This is a genomic window from Vibrio kasasachensis, assembly GCF_050337565.1.
GTDB classification, from domain to species: Bacteria; Pseudomonadota; Gammaproteobacteria; order Enterobacterales; family Vibrionaceae; genus Vibrio; species Vibrio kasasachensis.
Map to the genome: position 1 here is coordinate 392,039 of NZ_JAKJTB010000008.1, position 16,101 is coordinate 408,139.

16 protein-coding genes are annotated in these 16,101 nt (G+C 44.6%); 14 read left to right on the forward strand and 2 right to left on the reverse strand.

Going from position 1 to position 16,101, the window contains the following annotated elements; translation table 11 throughout:
• Positions 1–90: 90 nt before the first annotated feature.
• Positions 91–3,162, reverse strand: a complete 3,072-nt coding sequence (gene rne / locus L4C38_RS02185) for a ribonuclease E (protein ID WP_428795879.1) — start codon at positions 3,160–3,162, stop codon at positions 91–93.
• 551 nt (positions 3,163–3,713) lie between these two features.
• Here rne and rluC point away from each other — a divergent pair.
• Complete coding sequence (gene rluC, locus L4C38_RS02190; protein WP_428795880.1) at positions 3,714–4,655, forward strand: 23S rRNA pseudouridine(955/2504/2580) synthase RluC; 942 nt, start codon at positions 3,714–3,716, stop codon at positions 4,653–4,655.
• Positions 4,656–4,717: 62 nt separating this feature from the next.
• Here the strand turns inward: rluC and L4C38_RS02195 are convergent, their stop codons facing one another.
• Positions 4,718–5,299 carry a Maf family protein gene (locus tag L4C38_RS02195; protein WP_428795881.1) on the reverse strand — a complete coding sequence of 194 codons (582 nt, stop codon included), beginning with the start codon at positions 5,297–5,299 and terminating at the stop codon, positions 4,718–4,720.
• A gap of 148 nt (positions 5,300–5,447) precedes the next feature.
• On the opposite strand from L4C38_RS02195, the gene yceD reads away from it, so the two are divergent.
• The 13 genes from yceD to L4C38_RS02260 all read left to right on the forward strand — a co-directional run bounded on the left by yceD (position 5,448) and on the right by L4C38_RS02260 (position 15,988).
• Entirely contained in the window at positions 5,448–5,975 is a 528-nt protein-coding gene (gene yceD, locus L4C38_RS02200) for a 23S rRNA accumulation protein YceD (RefSeq protein WP_428795882.1), read from the forward strand.
• A 31-nt stretch (positions 5,976–6,006) separates the two neighbouring features.
• Positions 6,007–6,177, forward strand: coding sequence for a 50S ribosomal protein L32 (gene rpmF, locus L4C38_RS02205; protein ID WP_004414666.1), 171 nt, complete (start codon positions 6,007–6,009; stop codon positions 6,175–6,177).
• Positions 6,178–6,186: 9 nt separating this feature from the next.
• Positions 6,187–7,212: a phosphate acyltransferase PlsX gene (plsX, locus tag L4C38_RS02210; protein WP_428795883.1), complete on the forward strand. Its 1,026-nt coding sequence runs from the start codon at positions 6,187–6,189 to the stop codon at positions 7,210–7,212.
• Between the two features lie 5 nt (positions 7,213–7,217).
• A complete protein-coding gene (locus tag L4C38_RS02215; RefSeq protein WP_428795884.1) occupies positions 7,218–8,171 on the forward strand; it encodes a beta-ketoacyl-ACP synthase III in 954 nt (317 codons plus the stop codon).
• 70 nt (positions 8,172–8,241) lie between these two features.
• Positions 8,242–9,165 (forward strand): ACP S-malonyltransferase, encoded by a 924-nt coding sequence (fabD, locus tag L4C38_RS02220; RefSeq protein WP_428795885.1) that lies wholly within the window; start codon positions 8,242–8,244, stop codon positions 9,163–9,165.
• Positions 9,166–9,200: 35 nt separating this feature from the next.
• Positions 9,201–9,935, forward strand: a complete 735-nt coding sequence (gene fabG, locus L4C38_RS02225) for a 3-oxoacyl-ACP reductase FabG (RefSeq protein ID WP_428796017.1) — start codon at positions 9,201–9,203, stop codon at positions 9,933–9,935.
• 235 nt (positions 9,936–10,170) lie between these two features.
• Positions 10,171–10,404 (forward strand): acyl carrier protein, encoded by a 234-nt coding sequence (gene acpP, locus L4C38_RS02230; RefSeq protein WP_225473360.1) that lies wholly within the window; start codon positions 10,171–10,173, stop codon positions 10,402–10,404.
• A gap of 92 nt (positions 10,405–10,496) precedes the next feature.
• Positions 10,497–11,738: a beta-ketoacyl-ACP synthase II gene (gene fabF / locus L4C38_RS02235; RefSeq protein WP_428795886.1), complete on the forward strand. Its 1,242-nt coding sequence runs from the start codon at positions 10,497–10,499 to the stop codon at positions 11,736–11,738.
• Positions 11,739–11,815: 77 nt separating this feature from the next.
• Positions 11,816–12,619: an aminodeoxychorismate lyase gene (pabC, locus tag L4C38_RS02240; RefSeq protein ID WP_428795887.1), complete on the forward strand. Its 804-nt coding sequence runs from the start codon at positions 11,816–11,818 to the stop codon at positions 12,617–12,619.
• Complete coding sequence (gene mltG, locus L4C38_RS02245; RefSeq protein ID WP_428795888.1) at positions 12,616–13,632, forward strand: endolytic transglycosylase MltG; 1,017 nt, start codon at positions 12,616–12,618, stop codon at positions 13,630–13,632. Before pabC ends, mltG begins: the two co-directional genes overlap by 4 nt.
• A gap of 3 nt (positions 13,633–13,635) precedes the next feature.
• Positions 13,636–14,268, forward strand: coding sequence for a dTMP kinase (tmk, locus tag L4C38_RS02250; protein WP_428795889.1), 633 nt, complete (start codon positions 13,636–13,638; stop codon positions 14,266–14,268).
• Positions 14,268–15,230, forward strand: a complete 963-nt coding sequence (locus L4C38_RS02255) for a DNA polymerase III subunit delta' (RefSeq protein WP_428796018.1) — start codon at positions 14,268–14,270, stop codon at positions 15,228–15,230. The genes tmk and L4C38_RS02255 overlap by 1 nt, the downstream gene beginning before the upstream one ends.
• Positions 15,221–15,988 (forward strand): TatD family hydrolase, encoded by a 768-nt coding sequence (locus tag L4C38_RS02260; protein WP_428795890.1) that lies wholly within the window; start codon positions 15,221–15,223, stop codon positions 15,986–15,988. Before L4C38_RS02255 ends, L4C38_RS02260 begins: the two co-directional genes overlap by 10 nt.
• Positions 15,989–16,101: the final 113 nt, after the last annotated feature.

Genomic DNA, 16,101 nt, shown 5'->3' on the forward strand with positions numbered 1-16,101 from the left:
AACTGACGTTCATACCAGCTTACTTTAGGACAGCGCAGACAAAAGAAAAGGCTGCTATTACTAGCAGCCTTTGATTCTTTGATCAGGAGATTAGAAGCCCGAAGGTTTCGTCATTCCAGCGCTTGCTCGACTTGTTGCTACTTGGCTACCAGCACCTTTCGCTTGGTAACTCTCAGTGCGCATCGGAGCAGCATTGATCGTGATTTCTTTCAGCTCTTGAGTACCTGGCGCTTTCGCCATTGGTGCACTTGCATGAGCTTTCACAGTTTTAACTGTAGTGTTCACCGGTTGCTTAGCTTCAACTTTAGTTTCAGTTGCAACAGGTTTAACCGTCTCTTCAACTACAGCTTCTTCTGCGATGATCTCGATTACTGGCTCGACAACCGCTACCGGTGCTTCATCAGCTTCGACTACTGGCGTAACCGGTGTTGCTTCTTGAGTAACTGGAGCCTCGACAACAGTTTCTGCAACCACTGTTTCAACCACGGTCTCAGTAATTACTGGCTCAACAACAACGGCTTCTTCGTGATGCACGATCACTTTACCCATCGCCATTTCTGGACTCGCGTAACCACCTAATACAGCTTCTGTCGTTTCAGCTTGCGCTTCCGGTTTTTGCTCTACTGCTGGTTTGTATTGAGGACCAGGTTGTGGCAAGTCGTAACGAGGCATCACTTTACCCATTGCCATCTCAGGAGAGGCTACACCACCCTTACGTAGGCGGAATGGGTTAGGGCGACGATCACGACCGCGACGGCGACGCTGACCACTAGCACGTAGATGACGAGGTGAGCGACGATTGCGACGTTGCTTACCTTCTTCTTGTGCATTTTCATTGTCAGTGTCAATAGCTTCAATTACTGGTTCTACCGTTACAGGAGATTCAACAATTGCTTTTACTTCCACTGCAGCAGCAATAGGTTGTTCAACTAAAGTTTCTTCAACATTTTCTGCTTTTGCTTGTTGGTCTTTAACGCGTACTTGCTTGGTAAGCTTACGGCGTTGACGACGCTCTTTTACTTTTACAGTTTTTCCTTCTGCGCGAGTATCGGTTTGTTCGTCATGAGCTTCTGCAGCAAGTTTCAAGCCTTCTTCCGCTACCTTACTTGGTTTAGCTTCGTCACGCTTGTTACGACGCTCTTGTTTCGGCTTGCGAGTTTGTTGCTTGCGTTCTGCAGGTTTCTGTTCAGTATTCGCTTCGTCACGTACTACTGGTTTGCGTTTGTTATCGTATTTTTCGTCACGTGTATTATCACGGTTATTGTCGCGATTATTGTCACGGTTGTTATTACGACGACGTTGATCGTTACGATCGTTGCGATTATTACGGCGGTTACGATTGTTTCGATTAGGTCTTTCTTGCTCTATGGTTTCTTCTTTCTTTGGCTCTTCTTGTTTGTCAGAGCTAAATAGGAAGCCACTTAGAGCTTTGAATAAACGACTGATTAAACCAGGTTGCGCTTCTGTAGGCTGTTTGGCAGTAACCGCTGCTTTCGCCGCAGGTGCCTTCTCTACAGGAGCTGGAGCTGGGGTAGGCGCAGGTGCTGAATGAGCAGGAGCTGCAAAGCCTTTAAGAGCGGGCTCTTCAATCTTCTTAGCTTTGTATTCGGCATCCGGTACTTCTCTACCTTCGGCTTCTTTCATTGACTCTAGTTTTTTAGGGACTAGGTATGAAAGTAAGTCAAACTCTTCGCCTTCACGTACGCGAATCACTTCGAAGTGTGGGGTTTCCATATCGGAATTAGGAACCACTGTAATCTTAACTTCTTGATTACGTTCAATGTGATTTACTGAAGGACGTTTTTCGTTCAGTAGGTAAGATGCGATTGGCACAGGTACGACTGCCAGCACTTGTGCTGTATTGTCTTTTAGTGCTTCTTCTTCGATCAGACGAAGAACAGAAAGTGCTAAAGATTCGTTGTCACGAATGACGCCAGTACCTGTACAGCGTGGACAAATATGGTGGCTTGCTTCCGCTAGTGATGGGCTTAGACGTTGACGCGACATCTCTAGTAAACCGAAGCGAGAAATGCGACCGAATTGAACGCGAGCACGATCCATACGTACAGCATCACGCAGGCGATTTTCAACTTCACGTTGATGACGAACTGGCGTCATATCGATAAAGTCGATAACCACTAGACCACCAAGGTCACGCAAGCGTAGCTGACGAGCAATTTCATCGGCGGCTTCGAGGTTGGTGTTGAGTGCTGTTTCTTCGATATCGCCGCCTTTAGTAGCGCGAGCAGAGTTGATATCGATTGAAGTTAGCGCTTCCGTAGGATCGATAACAATCGAACCACCAGAAGGCAGGCGAACTTCACGTTGGAATGCAGATTCAATTTGGCTTTCTATTTGGTAATGACTAAATAGAGGCACTTCGCCGTCGTATTTCTTAACACGGCTAACGAAATCTGGGCGGACGAGGCGAATATGATCGAGCGCACGCTCATACATAGTGTTGCTATCGATCAGGATTTCGCCAATGTCACGGCGCAAATAATCGCGAATCGCACGAACGATGACGTTACTTTCTTGGTGAATTAGGAATGGTGCTGGGTTTGTATCAGACGCTTGTTTGATTGCTCCCCAGTGATTTAAGAGTACATTTAAGTCCCACTCGAGTTCTTCCGCACTCTTACCTACGCCAGCAGTACGAACGATAAGACCCATACCTTGCGGTAGTTCAAGAGTGCTTAGCGCTGATTTTAGCTGTGTACGTTCATCACCTTCGATACGACGAGAAATACCGCCGGCACGAGGGTTATTAGGCATAAGTACCAAGTAACTACCCGCAAGAGAGATGAACGTAGTAAGTGCAGCGCCTTTGCTGCCACGTTCTTCTTTCTCTACCTGTACGATTACTTCTTGACCTTCCGTTAGCACTTCTTTGATGCTTGGACGACCTTGATATGTATAACCTTCAGGGAAATATTCGCGAGCAATTTCTTTTAGAGGAAGGAAACCGTGTCTTTCTGCTCCGTAATCAACGAAGGCTGCTTCAAGACTAGGTTCGATTCGAGTGATACGTCCTTTGTATATGTTTGCTTTCTTAGATTCGTGACCAGGGCTTTCAATATCTAAATCGAATAAGCGCTGACCGTCCACTAAAGCAACGCGCAACTCCTCTTTTTGAGTTGCGTTGATTAGCATTCTTTTCATTTAATAATCTCGTTGTCATTCTTTGTGTGCTTGCTGCTTATTTTCTTCTTTCACGGTGCCTGATCCCATGGTTTGTACAGTGCAGCCTCCCGGCTGGAGGGATGCTCTGGGGCACTCCAGTTCTCACAGACTTTGGTCTGTGAGCCGCGATATCGGCGGAATTTACTCAACGTGAAAGGTGACGAGTAGAGCAACAAGTAGCTAATATTCGAAAGGTCTTACGCCGTATGCTGCACTTTCTATTAATCGGCAATCTACTCTTTTTTTGCTCCGACGATTTAGTTAGCACAAAAGTCAACCAAATCAATCATTGCAGGAGTGAACTATAGCAGTACCCATGAAACACAGCAATCTGCTTTATAATAAAACGGCAAATAATCTGATTTTATTTTACTTAAGTTTTTGTTTTTCTGTGAGTTTGAACTAGATAATGCCAGTTTTATAAATGAGTTTTGGAAAAATTGCTCGTAGCACGACTGAAAACAAGTAAACTGAGCACTTGTTGCGAAGAAAATGTGAAATTGCGCAGTTTTGAATGTTAGAATATCCTCATGAGTGAAATTAGAACCCAAGTCCAGTTTGTTGACATAGATTCAGATATGGCTGGCCAGCGTATAGATAACTTTCTACGCAACCATCTGAAAAGTATCCCGAAAAGCATGGTTTATCGCATTCTTCGTAAAGGAGAGGTGCGAGTGAACAAAAAACGTGTCAAAGCAGAATATAAACTGCAAGCGGATGACGTAGTACGCATACCTCCTGTCACTATAGAAGAGAAAGCGGAAGAAGTTGCGCCAAGTACAAAGCTAAACAAGGTCGCTGAACTAGAAAACATGATTATCTTTGAAGATGACCACATGTTAATCCTAAATAAGCCATCAGGTACTGCGGTTCATGGCGGCAGTGGGCTTAAGTTCGGGGCGATTGAAGCACTTCGCGCACTACGACCTCAAGCGCGCTTCTTAGAGCTCGTACATCGAATCGATCGTGATACATCAGGAATTCTGCTGGTTGCGAAAAAGCGCTCGGCATTGCGTCATCTTCAAGCTCAGTTCCGCGAAAAAACAGTACAAAAGTACTATTTCGCTTTAGTGATGGGGGAGTGGAAGCCAAGCTGCAAAGTGGTAAACGCGCCTTTATTAAAAAATGAAGTGAATAGCATCGTGCGTGTTAATCCCAATGGCAAATTATCAGAAACTCGATTCAAAGTGATCGAAAAGTTTGCTGAAGCTACCTTGGTACAAGCAAGCCCAATCACAGGGCGTACGCACCAAATTCGTGTTCATGCGCAATATACGGGGCACCCAATCGCATGGGATGACCGTTATGGAGATCGTCGTTTTGACGCCTATACTGCAAAAGTCGGGCTTAACCGCTTGTTCTTACATGCGGCAAACATCAAATTTACTCACCCTGGTACAGAAGAGTGGGTGGAAATTAATGCCCCTCTCGATGCCAAGCTAGAAAGAGTTTTGGCTGGTTTGAGAAAATAATCACTAGAATGTACCAAACAACAAAGCGCATCCTATGGGGTGCGCTTTGTTTTGTCGTTAAATCATAAAACACTAACACCTTGTGCGCTTAGCATATCGACAAGATCAATCAGTGGTAGACCAACAAGAGTATTTGGGTCTTTGCCTTCTAAGTGTTCAAATAGTGCAATACCAAGCCCTTCGCTTTTGAAACTACCAGCACAATAAAATGGCTGCTCTTTGTCAACATAGGCTTCGATCTGTTGTTGAGTCAGCTGACGAAAGTGGACAATAAATGTATCAACTTTACAGTCAGTTTCGCCACTGACTGTATTGTGAAGCGCAAGACCAGTATAAAATGTAATACTTTTTCCGCTTTGTCGGCTTAGTTGTTCAACTGCCTTTTGACGTGTGTGCGGTTTGCCAATGATTTCACCATTGATTACGCAGACTTGGTCGCTGCCTATGATTAAGCTTGGTTGAGTGACTTGGCATGATTCAGCTTTGCCTTTGGCTAAGCGTTTAACTAAAGCACTTGGTGCTTCACCTTTGAGTGGCGTCTCATCAAAATCAGGGTTGGTGGTTTGAAATGGAATTGCTAGTTTATTGAGCAGTTGTTGCCTAAAAGGTGAGGTTGAGGCTAAAACTAGTTGGTAATTTGGCATTTTTATTTACAATCAAAATGGGCTTAGTGAGCAGCATAATAGATATTATGACGCATATCCTAGTGCTCTTGGTGGAAAGGAAAAAAAGTATAACTTTTTACCCTTTTTCTTTGACTCTAAACAATTTGGAAGATAGAATTTGCGCCCTATGCAAAAGGTAAAAATACCGCGAACGGTTGATCCAGCGCGATCCGCTCAAAAACGACTTGATGTAGATGGTATCATCCAATCTAGTCTTTTAAAGCGTTTAAGCGAAGCAACTGAAGGCGTAAAGCGTGACGCGCAAGTCTCATTGTCATTTGGGCTTGATGAACAGCGACTCGTCGTTATCTCTGGTAAAGCTAACGTCGAAGTTGATTTTGAGTGTCAACGTTGTAATGAGGTTTTTGCACGTAAGTGTGATATCCAATTTACTTGTACTCCTGTTTACAGCGAGAAAAGTGAAGAAGAAGCCCCGGAAGAGTACGATTTGGTAGATCTGAACGAGTACGGTGAGTTAGACCTTATTAAACTAGTTGAAGACGAGTTCATCCTTGGATTGCCACAAATAGCAATGCACGACGACGCTGACTGTAGCGTTAACTCAAATAATATGGTGTTTGGTGAAATTCCTGAAGAAATTGAGGAAGAGAAAAAGCCGAATCCATTTGATGTTTTAAAGAACTTAAAGAAGTAATTCTTTAAGAATTTACATAGGAGTAGGGTCAATGGCCGTACAAAAGAGCAAGAAATCACGTTCAATGCGTGGCATGCGTCGTTCACACGATGCGCTTACTACAGCTGCACTTTCTGTAGACGCAACTTCAGGTGAAACTCACCTACGTCACAATGTGACTGCCGAAGGTTACTACCGCGGCAAAAAGGTTATCAACAAGTAAGGTTGACCTTTGCAAAATATTACCGTTGCACTTGATGCAATGGGCGGGGATTTCGGTCCTCGCGTAACAGTGCCTGCCGCCGTGCAGGCACTGTCGCATTTCCCAGAGCTCAAAGTAATCTTAATAGGTGATCGGACTTCGATCACAACTCAATTATCCTCTCTTGGTTATCAGGCAGATGCTCGGCTGAGCATTAAACACTGTGACCGAGTGATCTCAAACTCAGAAAAACCTTCTCTAGCACTTCGTAATGGACAAAACAGTTCAATGGGGCGAGCGATCGATCTCGTTTCCGTAGGGCAAGCAGATGCATGCGTCAGCGCAGGTAATACAGGCGCATTGATGGCACTATCTCGGTTCCGTCTTAAATTACTGCCTGGCATTGAACGTCCTGCATTGATTTCTGCACTACCGACTGTATCGGGTAATCGTACTTGGATGTTGGATTTAGGCGCGAATGTGTCTAGTGACGCTGATTCGTTATTTCAATTTGCCGTCATGGGCAGTGCTTTGGCTGAACAATATCTAAATCGCCCACCACGTGTTGCAATTTTAAATATCGGCGCAGAAGAAATTAAAGGCAATGATCTTGTCAAACGCTGTGCAGAAATGTTATCAAACACTGAGTCGGTGAACTTTATTGGTTATATTGAAGGTAACCAGCTTTTTCATGACTATGCTGATGTTGTGGTCTGTGATGGTTTTGTCGGTAATATCTGCTTAAAAACCAGCGAAGGCACAGCCCAGCTTTTTATAGATAAGTTGAAAACTTACATGATGACCTCATCAATAAAGGGTTGGATAGCAAGAAAACTGTTTTCTGGGTTAATTAATGAACTAAAAACATTGAACCCCGACCAGTATAACGGTGCAAGTTTGCTAGGATTGCGCGGCATTGTAATCAAAAGCCACGGAAGTGCAGATGTAGAGGCGGTCGTTAATGCCATTGGCGAAGCCCTACACGAGGTCAAACGACAAGTACCCAGCCGTATAAGCGATCGTTTGGAAGCGGTTTTACTCGAGAGGCATTATTAGTCTTCATGTTTAGCAAAATTTTAGGTACTGGCAGCTACTTGCCATCTCAAGTGCGTACTAACGCAGACTTAGAGAAAATGGTAGAAACATCTGATGAGTGGATTGTTGCGCGTACTGGTATTAAAGAGCGCCGCATCGCTGCTGAAAACGAAACTGTTGCCGACATGGGCTATCTCGCAGCTGTCAATGCGATTGAAATGGCCGGTATTGATAAAAACGATATCGATTTGATTATTTTGGCTACGACAAGTGGTAGTCATACATTTCCTTCGTCAGCGTGTCAGGTACAAGCAAAGCTAGAGATCAAAGGCTGTCCAGCGTTTGATTTAGCGGCTGCATGTTCTGGTTTCGTTTATGCGCTTTCTGTTGCCGACCAGCATATTAAAACGGGTATGTGTAAAAACGTATTGGTTATTGGTGCTGATGCTTTGTCGAAAACATGTGATCCAACAGACCGTTCGACTGTCATCTTGTTTGGTGATGGTGCGGGTGCTGTCGTGGTTGGTGCAAGCGAAGAGCCGGGCATTATTTCTACCCATATTAACGCTGATGGCGCTTTCGGTGATTTATTGAGCCTACCAGTCGCAGACCGCAATGGGGCAGATGTCGATAAATGGTTGCATATGGCGGGTAACGAAGTCTTTAAAGTGGCGGTAACACAGTTATCGAGACTGGTAAAAGATACGCTAGAAGCCAATAACATGCACAAATCTGAGCTGGATTGGCTAGTACCACATCAAGCTAACTACCGCATTATATCGGCGACAGCTAAGAAGCTGTCTATGTCACTTGATCAAGTGGTTGTTACTCTAGATCGTCACGGTAATACGTCGGCGGCAACGGTACCAACAGCCCTTGATGAAGCAGTACGTGATGGTCGAATTAAGCGCGGTCAGACTCTTCTACTAGAGGCCTTTGGTGGCGGTTTCACTTGGGGCTCAGCCCTGGTGAAGTTCTAAACAATAGAATTCAATTTAAGATGCACGTTAGTGCATCTTTTCTTTCTTACTTTGTTTTAAGGAAAAGAACATGAGCAAGTTTGCTATCGTGTTTCCAGGTCAAGGTTCGCAAGTCGTTGGTATGATTGCAGAACTCGGCGAGCAATATGACGTAGTTAAACAAACTTTTGCAGAAGCATCTGATGCTCTAGGTTACGACCTCTGGGCACTAGTTCAAAATGGCCCAGCAGAAGATTTAAACCAAACTTTCCGTACGCAACCTGCGTTACTTGCAACGTCTGTCGCTATTTGGCGTGTGTGGCAAGAACTCGGTCTTGAACAGCCTGCTAACCTAGCGGGTCACAGTTTAGGTGAATACTCGGCACTAGTTTGTGCTGGCGTTGTTGACTTTAAGCAAGCAATCAAATTAGTTGAATTACGTGGTCAGCTAATGCAAGAAGCAGTACCTGCAGGTACCGGTGCAATGTACGCAATCATTGGCTTAGATGATGAAGCGATTGCTAAAGCGTGTGAAGACGCGGCGCAAGGTGATGTAGTTTCGCCAGTAAACTTTAATTCTCCTGGTCAAGTAGTCATTGCCGGTAGCAAAGATGCGGTTGAGCGTGCTGGAGTGCTATGTAAAGAAGCAGGTGCAAAACGTGCTCTTCCTCTACCAGTATCAGTACCTTCTCACTGTGCACTAATGAAGCCTGCAGCAGACAAATTGGCTATCGCACTAGAAGATATCGAATTCAACACTCCTCAGTTACCAGTGATCAACAATGTTGATGTTATTGCTGAAACTGATCCTGCTAAGATTAAACTTGCACTGGTACGTCAACTATACAGCCCAGTTCGCTGGACTGAGATCGTACAGTTAATGAGTGAGCAAGGTGTTGAAAAACTATTCGAAGCTGGACCAGGTAAAGTACTGACTGGGTTAACTAAACGTATCGTTAAATCTTTAGATGCAGCAGCGGTAAATGATGTAGCTTCACTAGAAGCCGCGAAGTAACCTGCTAGTAATAAAGCAAAAGGACGTAAATAATGATGAATCTAGAAGGCAAGATTGCCCTAGTTACAGGTGCGAGTCGTGGTATTGGTCGTGCAATCGCTGAGCTACTTGTTGAACGTGGTGCAACCGTTATCGGTACCGCGACTTCTGAAAGTGGCGCAGCAGCTATTAGCGAATACCTTGGTGCCAATGGTAAAGGTTTAGCACTTAACGTGACTGACGTTGAGTCTATTGCTGCAACACTTAAAACCATCAATGATGAGTTTGGTGTAATTGACATCCTAGTTAATAACGCTGGTATTACTCGTGATAACTTGCTGATGCGCATGAAAGATGATGAGTGGAATGACATCATTGATACTAACCTAACACCTATCTTCCGTATGTCAAAAGCAGTGTTGCGTGGCATGATGAAAAAGCGTGCAGGTCGTATCATCAATGTCGGTTCAGTTGTGGGTACTATGGGTAACGCTGGTCAGACTAACTACGCAGCAGCAAAAGCGGGCGTGATTGGTTTTACCAAATCGATGGCTCGTGAAGTTGCTTCACGTGGTGTGACAGTTAATACAGTAGCCCCTGGTTTTATCGAAACAGATATGACTAAGGCGCTGAATGATGAGCAACGTGCTGCAACTTTAGCTAACGTGCCTGCTGGTCGCTTAGGTGATCCGCGTGAAATTGCGGCAGCTGTTGCATTTTTGGCATCGCCAGAAGCGGCGTACATCACAGGCGAAACTTTGCATGTTAACGGCGGTATGTATATGGTCTAATAGCTGAGTTTGTACATAAACGGCGGTAAACTTGTAGGCTTCTCGCCATTAATCTGTAAAACTTACTGTTAGTTTGCACAAGATTTGTGCATGATTTAAGTCAAACATGTATTGAATTTCGGTTAAAATCGCTAAAATTGTGGTTTGACCAGCAAGGTCCCTCTTGCAACTTTCAATAGTTCTAATAAACTACGGAACTATCGCATTGAGCGAAATCTGTAAAGGAAAAGAAAAAATGAGCAACATCGAAGAACGCGTAAAGAAAATCATTATTGAACAGCTAGGTGTAGATGAAGCAGAAGTTAAGAACGAAGCTTCATTTGTTGATGATCTAGGTGCTGATTCTCTAGACACTGTTGAACTAGTAATGGCTCTAGAAGAAGAATTCGACACTGAGATTCCAGATGAAGAAGCAGAGAAGATCACTACTGTTCAAGCTGCAATCGACTACGTGAACAGCGCTCAGTAATATCTCCCCCCAGGCGACCTTCCGGTCGCCTGAGTTTTTTATAACTCTTCTATATCTCTCATAGAATTATTTCATTTCCGGAGAATAAAATCGTGTCCAAGCGTCGTGTTGTTGTCACTGGCATGGGTATGTTGTCACCGGTAGGCAACACTGTAGAATCATCATGGAAGGCCCTGCTAGAAGGTCAAAGTGGTATCGTTAATATCGATCACTTTGATGCTACTAATTTCTCTACACGCTTTGCAGGTCTGGTCAAAGATTTCAACTGCGAAGAGTACATGTCTAAGAAAGATGCTCGTAAAATGGATCTATTCATCCAATACGGTATCGCTGCTGGTATTCAAGCATTAGACGACTCAGGCTTACAAATAAACGAAGAAAATGCACCGCGCGTTGGCGTTGCTATTGGTTCTGGTATCGGCGGTCTTGCTTTAATTGAAACAGGTCACACAGCACTTGTTGATAAAGGTCCTCGTAAAGTTAGCCCATTCTTCGTGCCGTCAACCATTGTAAATATGGTTGCAGGTAACCTCTCTATCATGCGAGGTCTCCGTGGTCCGAACATCGCTATCTCTACAGCGTGTACGACAGGTTTGCACAACATCGGTCACGCAGGGCGTATGATCGCTTACGGTGATGCAGATGCAATGGTCGCAGGTGGCTCTGAAAAAGCTTCAACACCACTAGGCATGGCGGGTTTTGGTGCTGCTAAAGCACTATCAACTCGCAATGATGAGCCGCAAAAAGCGTCTCGCCCGTGGGATAAAGATCGTGATGGTTTCGTACTAGGTGACGGTGCTGGCATGGTGGTACTCGAAGAGTACGAACACGCGAAAGCTCGCGGTGCTAAGATTTACGCAGAGCTAGTTGGCTTTGGTATGTCTGGTGACGCTTACCACATGACCTCTCCAAGTGAAGATGGTTCTGGTGGTGCACTAGCTATGGAAGCAGCAATGCGTGACGCGGGTATCGTTGGTACTCAAGTCGGTTACGTAAATGCTCACGGTACATCGACCCCAGCTGGTGATGTAGCGGAAATCAAAGGTGTTAAACGAGCTCTTGGTGAAGAAGGCGCTAAGCAAGTTAAAGTTTCTTCAACTAAATCAATGACGGGTCACCTGCTAGGTGCCGCAGGATCAGTTGAAGCAATTATCACGGTATTATCTCTGGTTGAGCAAATCGTTCCTCCAACGATCAACTTAGATAACCCAGAAGAAGGATTAGATATCGACCTTGTTCCACATACTGCTAAGAAAGTAGATATGGAATACGCTATCTGTAACTCTTTTGGTTTCGGTGGTACAAACGGCTCGCTAGTGTTTAAAAAGATTTAACCGAGTAACCGACACTAAATTGTGATAAAACGGCTTGATGCATTTAGCATTAGGCCGTTTTTATTTAGGGATATATTGTGTATTGGCTCAACGGACAAACCGCCGATTCAATTTCACTATTGGATCGATCTTTTCAGTACGGTGATGGCTGTTTTACGACGATGCTGACCAAGCAAGGAAAGCTGATGTATTGGTCGTATCACCTTCAGCGTATGCAAGCGTGCTTAGACGCACTTGCCATCCCACAACCGGATTGGAATCAAGTTGAAACTTGGTTAAATTTGGCTGCCAATAACGAATCGCTCGCAGGGTTGAAACTACATATCAGTCGGGGAGAAGGGGGCAGAGGCTATAGCGCTACTCAAGTGAGTGCCCCTAATGTTACTATTAACGACTTTGCGTACCCTGCTCATTATCTTCAATGGCAAGAACAGGGTATTGAGCTAGGCGTTTGTCGCACTCGACTAGGCATTAACCCTTTGCTTGCGGGTCACAAGCACAATAACCGCTTAGAGCAAGTGCTGGTTAAGACTGAGCTCGATGAGCGTGCTCTTGCAGATGCTGTGGTGCTGAATATTTCCGGCAATGTAATTGAAACCAGTATGGCAAATCTTTTTTGGCGTCAAGGCGAAATCCTTTACACGCCGGACTTGGATGTGTCGGGTGTTGCCGGTGTTGCGAGACGACGCGTATTAGAGCACGCCAAGTTGCAGAATATCCCGGTTCAGTTGGGGCAATTTGAACTCGCGGATTTATTAAGAGCCAATGAAGTATTCATAACAAATTCTTTATTAGGTATCGCCCCAATTAAGGCAATTGAAAGTCAGAGTTTTTCCATTGGAACGATGACAAGAAGTATTCAGGAGACGTTATCCCCGTGATTAAGAAAATCACCTTTTTGCTTGTACTGGCTGTGGCATTCGCCGTTGGTATATTTTTCTACGTTACGAAGCAGGTTGAGCAGTTTGTGCAACAACCTTTGCAGCTTTCCGAACAGCAGATTTTTACGGTCAAACCAGGCAGTAGCTTCCAGCGCGTTCTGTCACAATTGACTGAGCAAGACCTGATCACATCAAGTGATATAATAAGAGCAGTTCGTCACTTTCACCCAGAGTTAACTCAGCTTAAAGCGGGAACTTACTTAATCGTGCCGGAAATGAATCTAACTCAGGCGTTAGAATTATTTAAAACCGGTAAAGAGCACCAGTTTTCTTTGACGTTTGTCGAAGGTTCACGCTTCAGTGAATGGCGCATAATCTTCGAATCGGCTCCTTATCTAGAGCACAAGATCAAGGATATGAGCGAGGCACAAATCGCTCAAGAACTGGGACTTACGAACGATAAGCTCGAAGGATTATTCTTAGCAGAAACTTTTCATTACACCTTTGGTACATCGGATCTAGATATCCTAAAACGCTCTTCCGATAAACTTCAATCGGTACTGGATAGCGCATGGAAAAATCGCCAAGATAAGCTGCCACTAAAAACACCTTATGATGCGTTAATTCTTGCATCAATTATCGAGAAAGAAACGGCGGTTGAATCGGAGCGCGAGCGAGTGGCTTCGGTTTTTGTTAACCGATTGAATAAGCGTATGCGTTTGCAAACAGACCCGACAGTGATTTATGGGATGGGCGACGATTACGATGGCAACATTCGTAAGAAAGATTTACGTACTCCAACCCCATATAATACTTATGTGATCTTTGGTTTGCCACCTACACCAATTGCGATGGCGGGTGAAGCCTCAATAAAGGCTGCGCTAAATCCAGAAGACAGCAATTACTACTATTTTGTTGCGAGTGGCAAGGGTGGGCATGTGTTTTCTAAATCACTAGCTGAACACAACCGAGCAGTTCGCGCTTACTTAAGACAATTAAGAAGTAACAAATAACTTATGAAACAAGCAAAATTTATTGTTGTAGAAGGCCTAGAGGGCGCAGGCAAGAGTACGGCTATTAATGCGGTACTAAATGTACTTGAGCAAGCGGGTGTTGAGTCTATTAGACACACTCGTGAGCCGGGTGGCACGTTACTGGCGGAAAAGCTACGCGATCTTGTTAAGCAAGAGCATGAAGGCGAAGTACTGCAAGATATGACGGAACTTTTGCTGATGTACGCATCGCGAGTACAGTTGGTCGAAAACGTGATTAAGCCAGCATTGAGCGCGGGGACATGGGTCGTTGGCGATCGCCATGATATGTCTTCTCAAGCGTACCAAGGTGGTGGTCGACAAATTCCACGCACAACCATGCAAGCGCTGCGAGAAACTACTCTTGGAGACTTTACTCCTGATTTTACTTTGTACCTCGATCTCGATCCTCGTATTGGTCTAGAGCGTGCACGTGGACGCGGTGAACTGGACCGAATTGAAAAGATGGATATGGGCTTTTTCGATCGCACACGTGAGCGCTATTTAGAGATAGCCGCTGCGGATAGCAGCATTGTGGTTATCAATGCCGAGCAAGACATGGATAAAGTCGCTGCTAATATTGCAACGGCGCTTCAACAATGGCTGGAAGCATTATAATGGTGCAGCTATATCCTTGGCTCACACCGCTTTGGCAACAATGGCAGGTGCAGCTTGAAGCCGAACGCTTTCCCAATGCGGCATTGTTGGTTGCTAAGGCAGGGTTCGGGCAAGAGCAGTTAATGACACAATTTAGCCGTGCGGTGATGTGCAGCAACTATGCTTCTGAGCCTTGTGGCTTTTGTCATAGCTGCCAATTGATGGAATCACAGACTCATCCTGATTTTCATTGGGTTAAACCAGAGAAAGAGGGTAAGGCGATTACGGTTGATCAAATTCGCCAATGTAATCGCATTGCTCAGGAGTCGTCTCAGCTGTCAGGGTATCGCCTTATCGTGATTGAACCTGCTGATTCTATGAATGAATCGGCAGCTAACGCTTTATTGAAAACGTTAGAGAATCCAGCTTCAAACTGTTTGTTTTTGCTCATCAGTACGTCAGTAAGCCATTTGCTCCCAACGATTACGAGTCGCTGTCAACAGTGGCACATTAGCTCGCCAGAAGCAGAGCAGCTTGCCCTGTGGCTATCAAGTCAGACTCAGCGAAGCGTGCCTAGTTATGCCGCACATATTAATGGTAATTCGCCGCTTAACACGCTTAAGTTTATTGAAGACGGTGAGCAAAAACGTTATGAATCGGTCGAAAAGCAATTGATTGAAATTGCGTCGCAGCGTGGTGATGCGGTCAAGTTGGCGAAAGAACTTAGTTCGGATGTTGAAAAGTCGCTACTGTGGTTATGGTATTTGCTTACGGATACGCAAAAAGCACACTTTGGGTTGCAGCTTACCTCCGCAGTTCCGGGGGCGTCAGTCTTGGTAAATAGTATCGATTACAACTTGCTCTATACTCAGACCGATGCTCTGCAAAAGCTGATTGAACAATTGCATCAACATACTGGGCTCAATCGTGAGCTGCTTATTTTAAACTGGTTATTTAAATTTAATGGGGAAGCATGTTTGTAGATTCTCACTGCCATCTCGATAAACTGGATTATCAAGAATTACATCAAGGGATTGCAGATGTTGTCGCTAAAGCTAAGGCGGCAAATGTAAACGAATTATTATCGGTTGGTGTTACTCTTGACGCCTTTCCAAATATGCTCGAAATGATTAAGCCATTCGACAATGTGCACGCTTCATGCGGTGTACATCCATTAGACGTTGAAAGCGATTTTTCGTTTGAATTAATGCGAGAGTACGCGAAACATCCGAAAGTGGTTGCGATTGGTGAAACTGGGTTAGATTATCATTACCAGCCTGAAACAAAACGGCTGCAACGAGAGCGGTTTGAACAGCAAGTTGCTCTTGCGGTTGAATTGAATAAGCCACTCATCATTCATACTCGTAACGCTCGTCAGGATACCTTGGATATGCTTCGTAACGGCAGAGCAGAGCTATGTGGGGGTGTGATTCATTGTTTTACTGAAGATCTCGCCTTTGCTGAGGCGGCAATGGAACTCGGTTTCTATATATCAATTTCAGGTATTGTTACATTCAGACAGGCCACAGAGTTAAAAGAAGTGGTGAAAGCGATACCATTGGAGCGACTACTCATCGAGACTGATTCTCCATATCTAGCACCAGTCCCTCATCGTGGTAAACAAAATCAACCTGCCTATGTTGTAGAAGTTGCAGCATACATTGCCCAATTGAAAGGAGCGGCTCTTTCAGAAGTTGGGCGAAAAACCAGCGAAAACTTCCGAAAACTTTTTTTGAGATAAAAAAAGGAATTCGAATATAAAAGGAGCGAAAGCTCCTTTTTTTGTGCCTGAAACATCATGTAATCGATTTGATGTTGGTTGCCTTGCTAAAATGTTGAATGAATTGAGTAATA

Excerpts from the sequence above, each read along its gene's own strand:
- rne (WP_428795879.1), bottom strand. The coding sequence starts at position 3,162 with ATGAAAAGAATGCTAATCAACGCAACTCAAAAAGAGGAGTTGCGCGTT.
- rluC (WP_428795880.1), top strand. The coding sequence starts at position 3,714 with ATGAGTGAAATTAGAACCCAAGTCCAGTTTGTTGACATAGATTCAGAT.
- L4C38_RS02195 (WP_428795881.1), bottom strand. The coding sequence starts at position 5,299 with ATGCCAAATTACCAACTAGTTTTAGCCTCAACCTCACCTTTTAGGCAA.
- yceD (WP_428795882.1), top strand. The coding sequence starts at position 5,448 with ATGCAAAAGGTAAAAATACCGCGAACGGTTGATCCAGCGCGATCCGCT.
- rpmF (WP_004414666.1), top strand. The coding sequence starts at position 6,007 with ATGGCCGTACAAAAGAGCAAGAAATCACGTTCAATGCGTGGCATGCGT.
- L4C38_RS02215 (WP_428795884.1), top strand. The coding sequence starts at position 7,218 with ATGTTTAGCAAAATTTTAGGTACTGGCAGCTACTTGCCATCTCAAGTG.
- fabD (WP_428795885.1), top strand. The coding sequence starts at position 8,242 with ATGAGCAAGTTTGCTATCGTGTTTCCAGGTCAAGGTTCGCAAGTCGTT.
- fabG (WP_428796017.1), top strand. The coding sequence starts at position 9,201 with ATGAATCTAGAAGGCAAGATTGCCCTAGTTACAGGTGCGAGTCGTGGT.
- acpP (WP_225473360.1), top strand. The coding sequence starts at position 10,171 with ATGAGCAACATCGAAGAACGCGTAAAGAAAATCATTATTGAACAGCTA.
- tmk (WP_428795889.1), top strand. The coding sequence starts at position 13,636 with ATGAAACAAGCAAAATTTATTGTTGTAGAAGGCCTAGAGGGCGCAGGC.
- L4C38_RS02255 (WP_428796018.1), top strand. The coding sequence starts at position 14,268 with ATGGTGCAGCTATATCCTTGGCTCACACCGCTTTGGCAACAATGGCAG.
- L4C38_RS02260 (WP_428795890.1), top strand. The coding sequence starts at position 15,221 with ATGTTTGTAGATTCTCACTGCCATCTCGATAAACTGGATTATCAAGAA.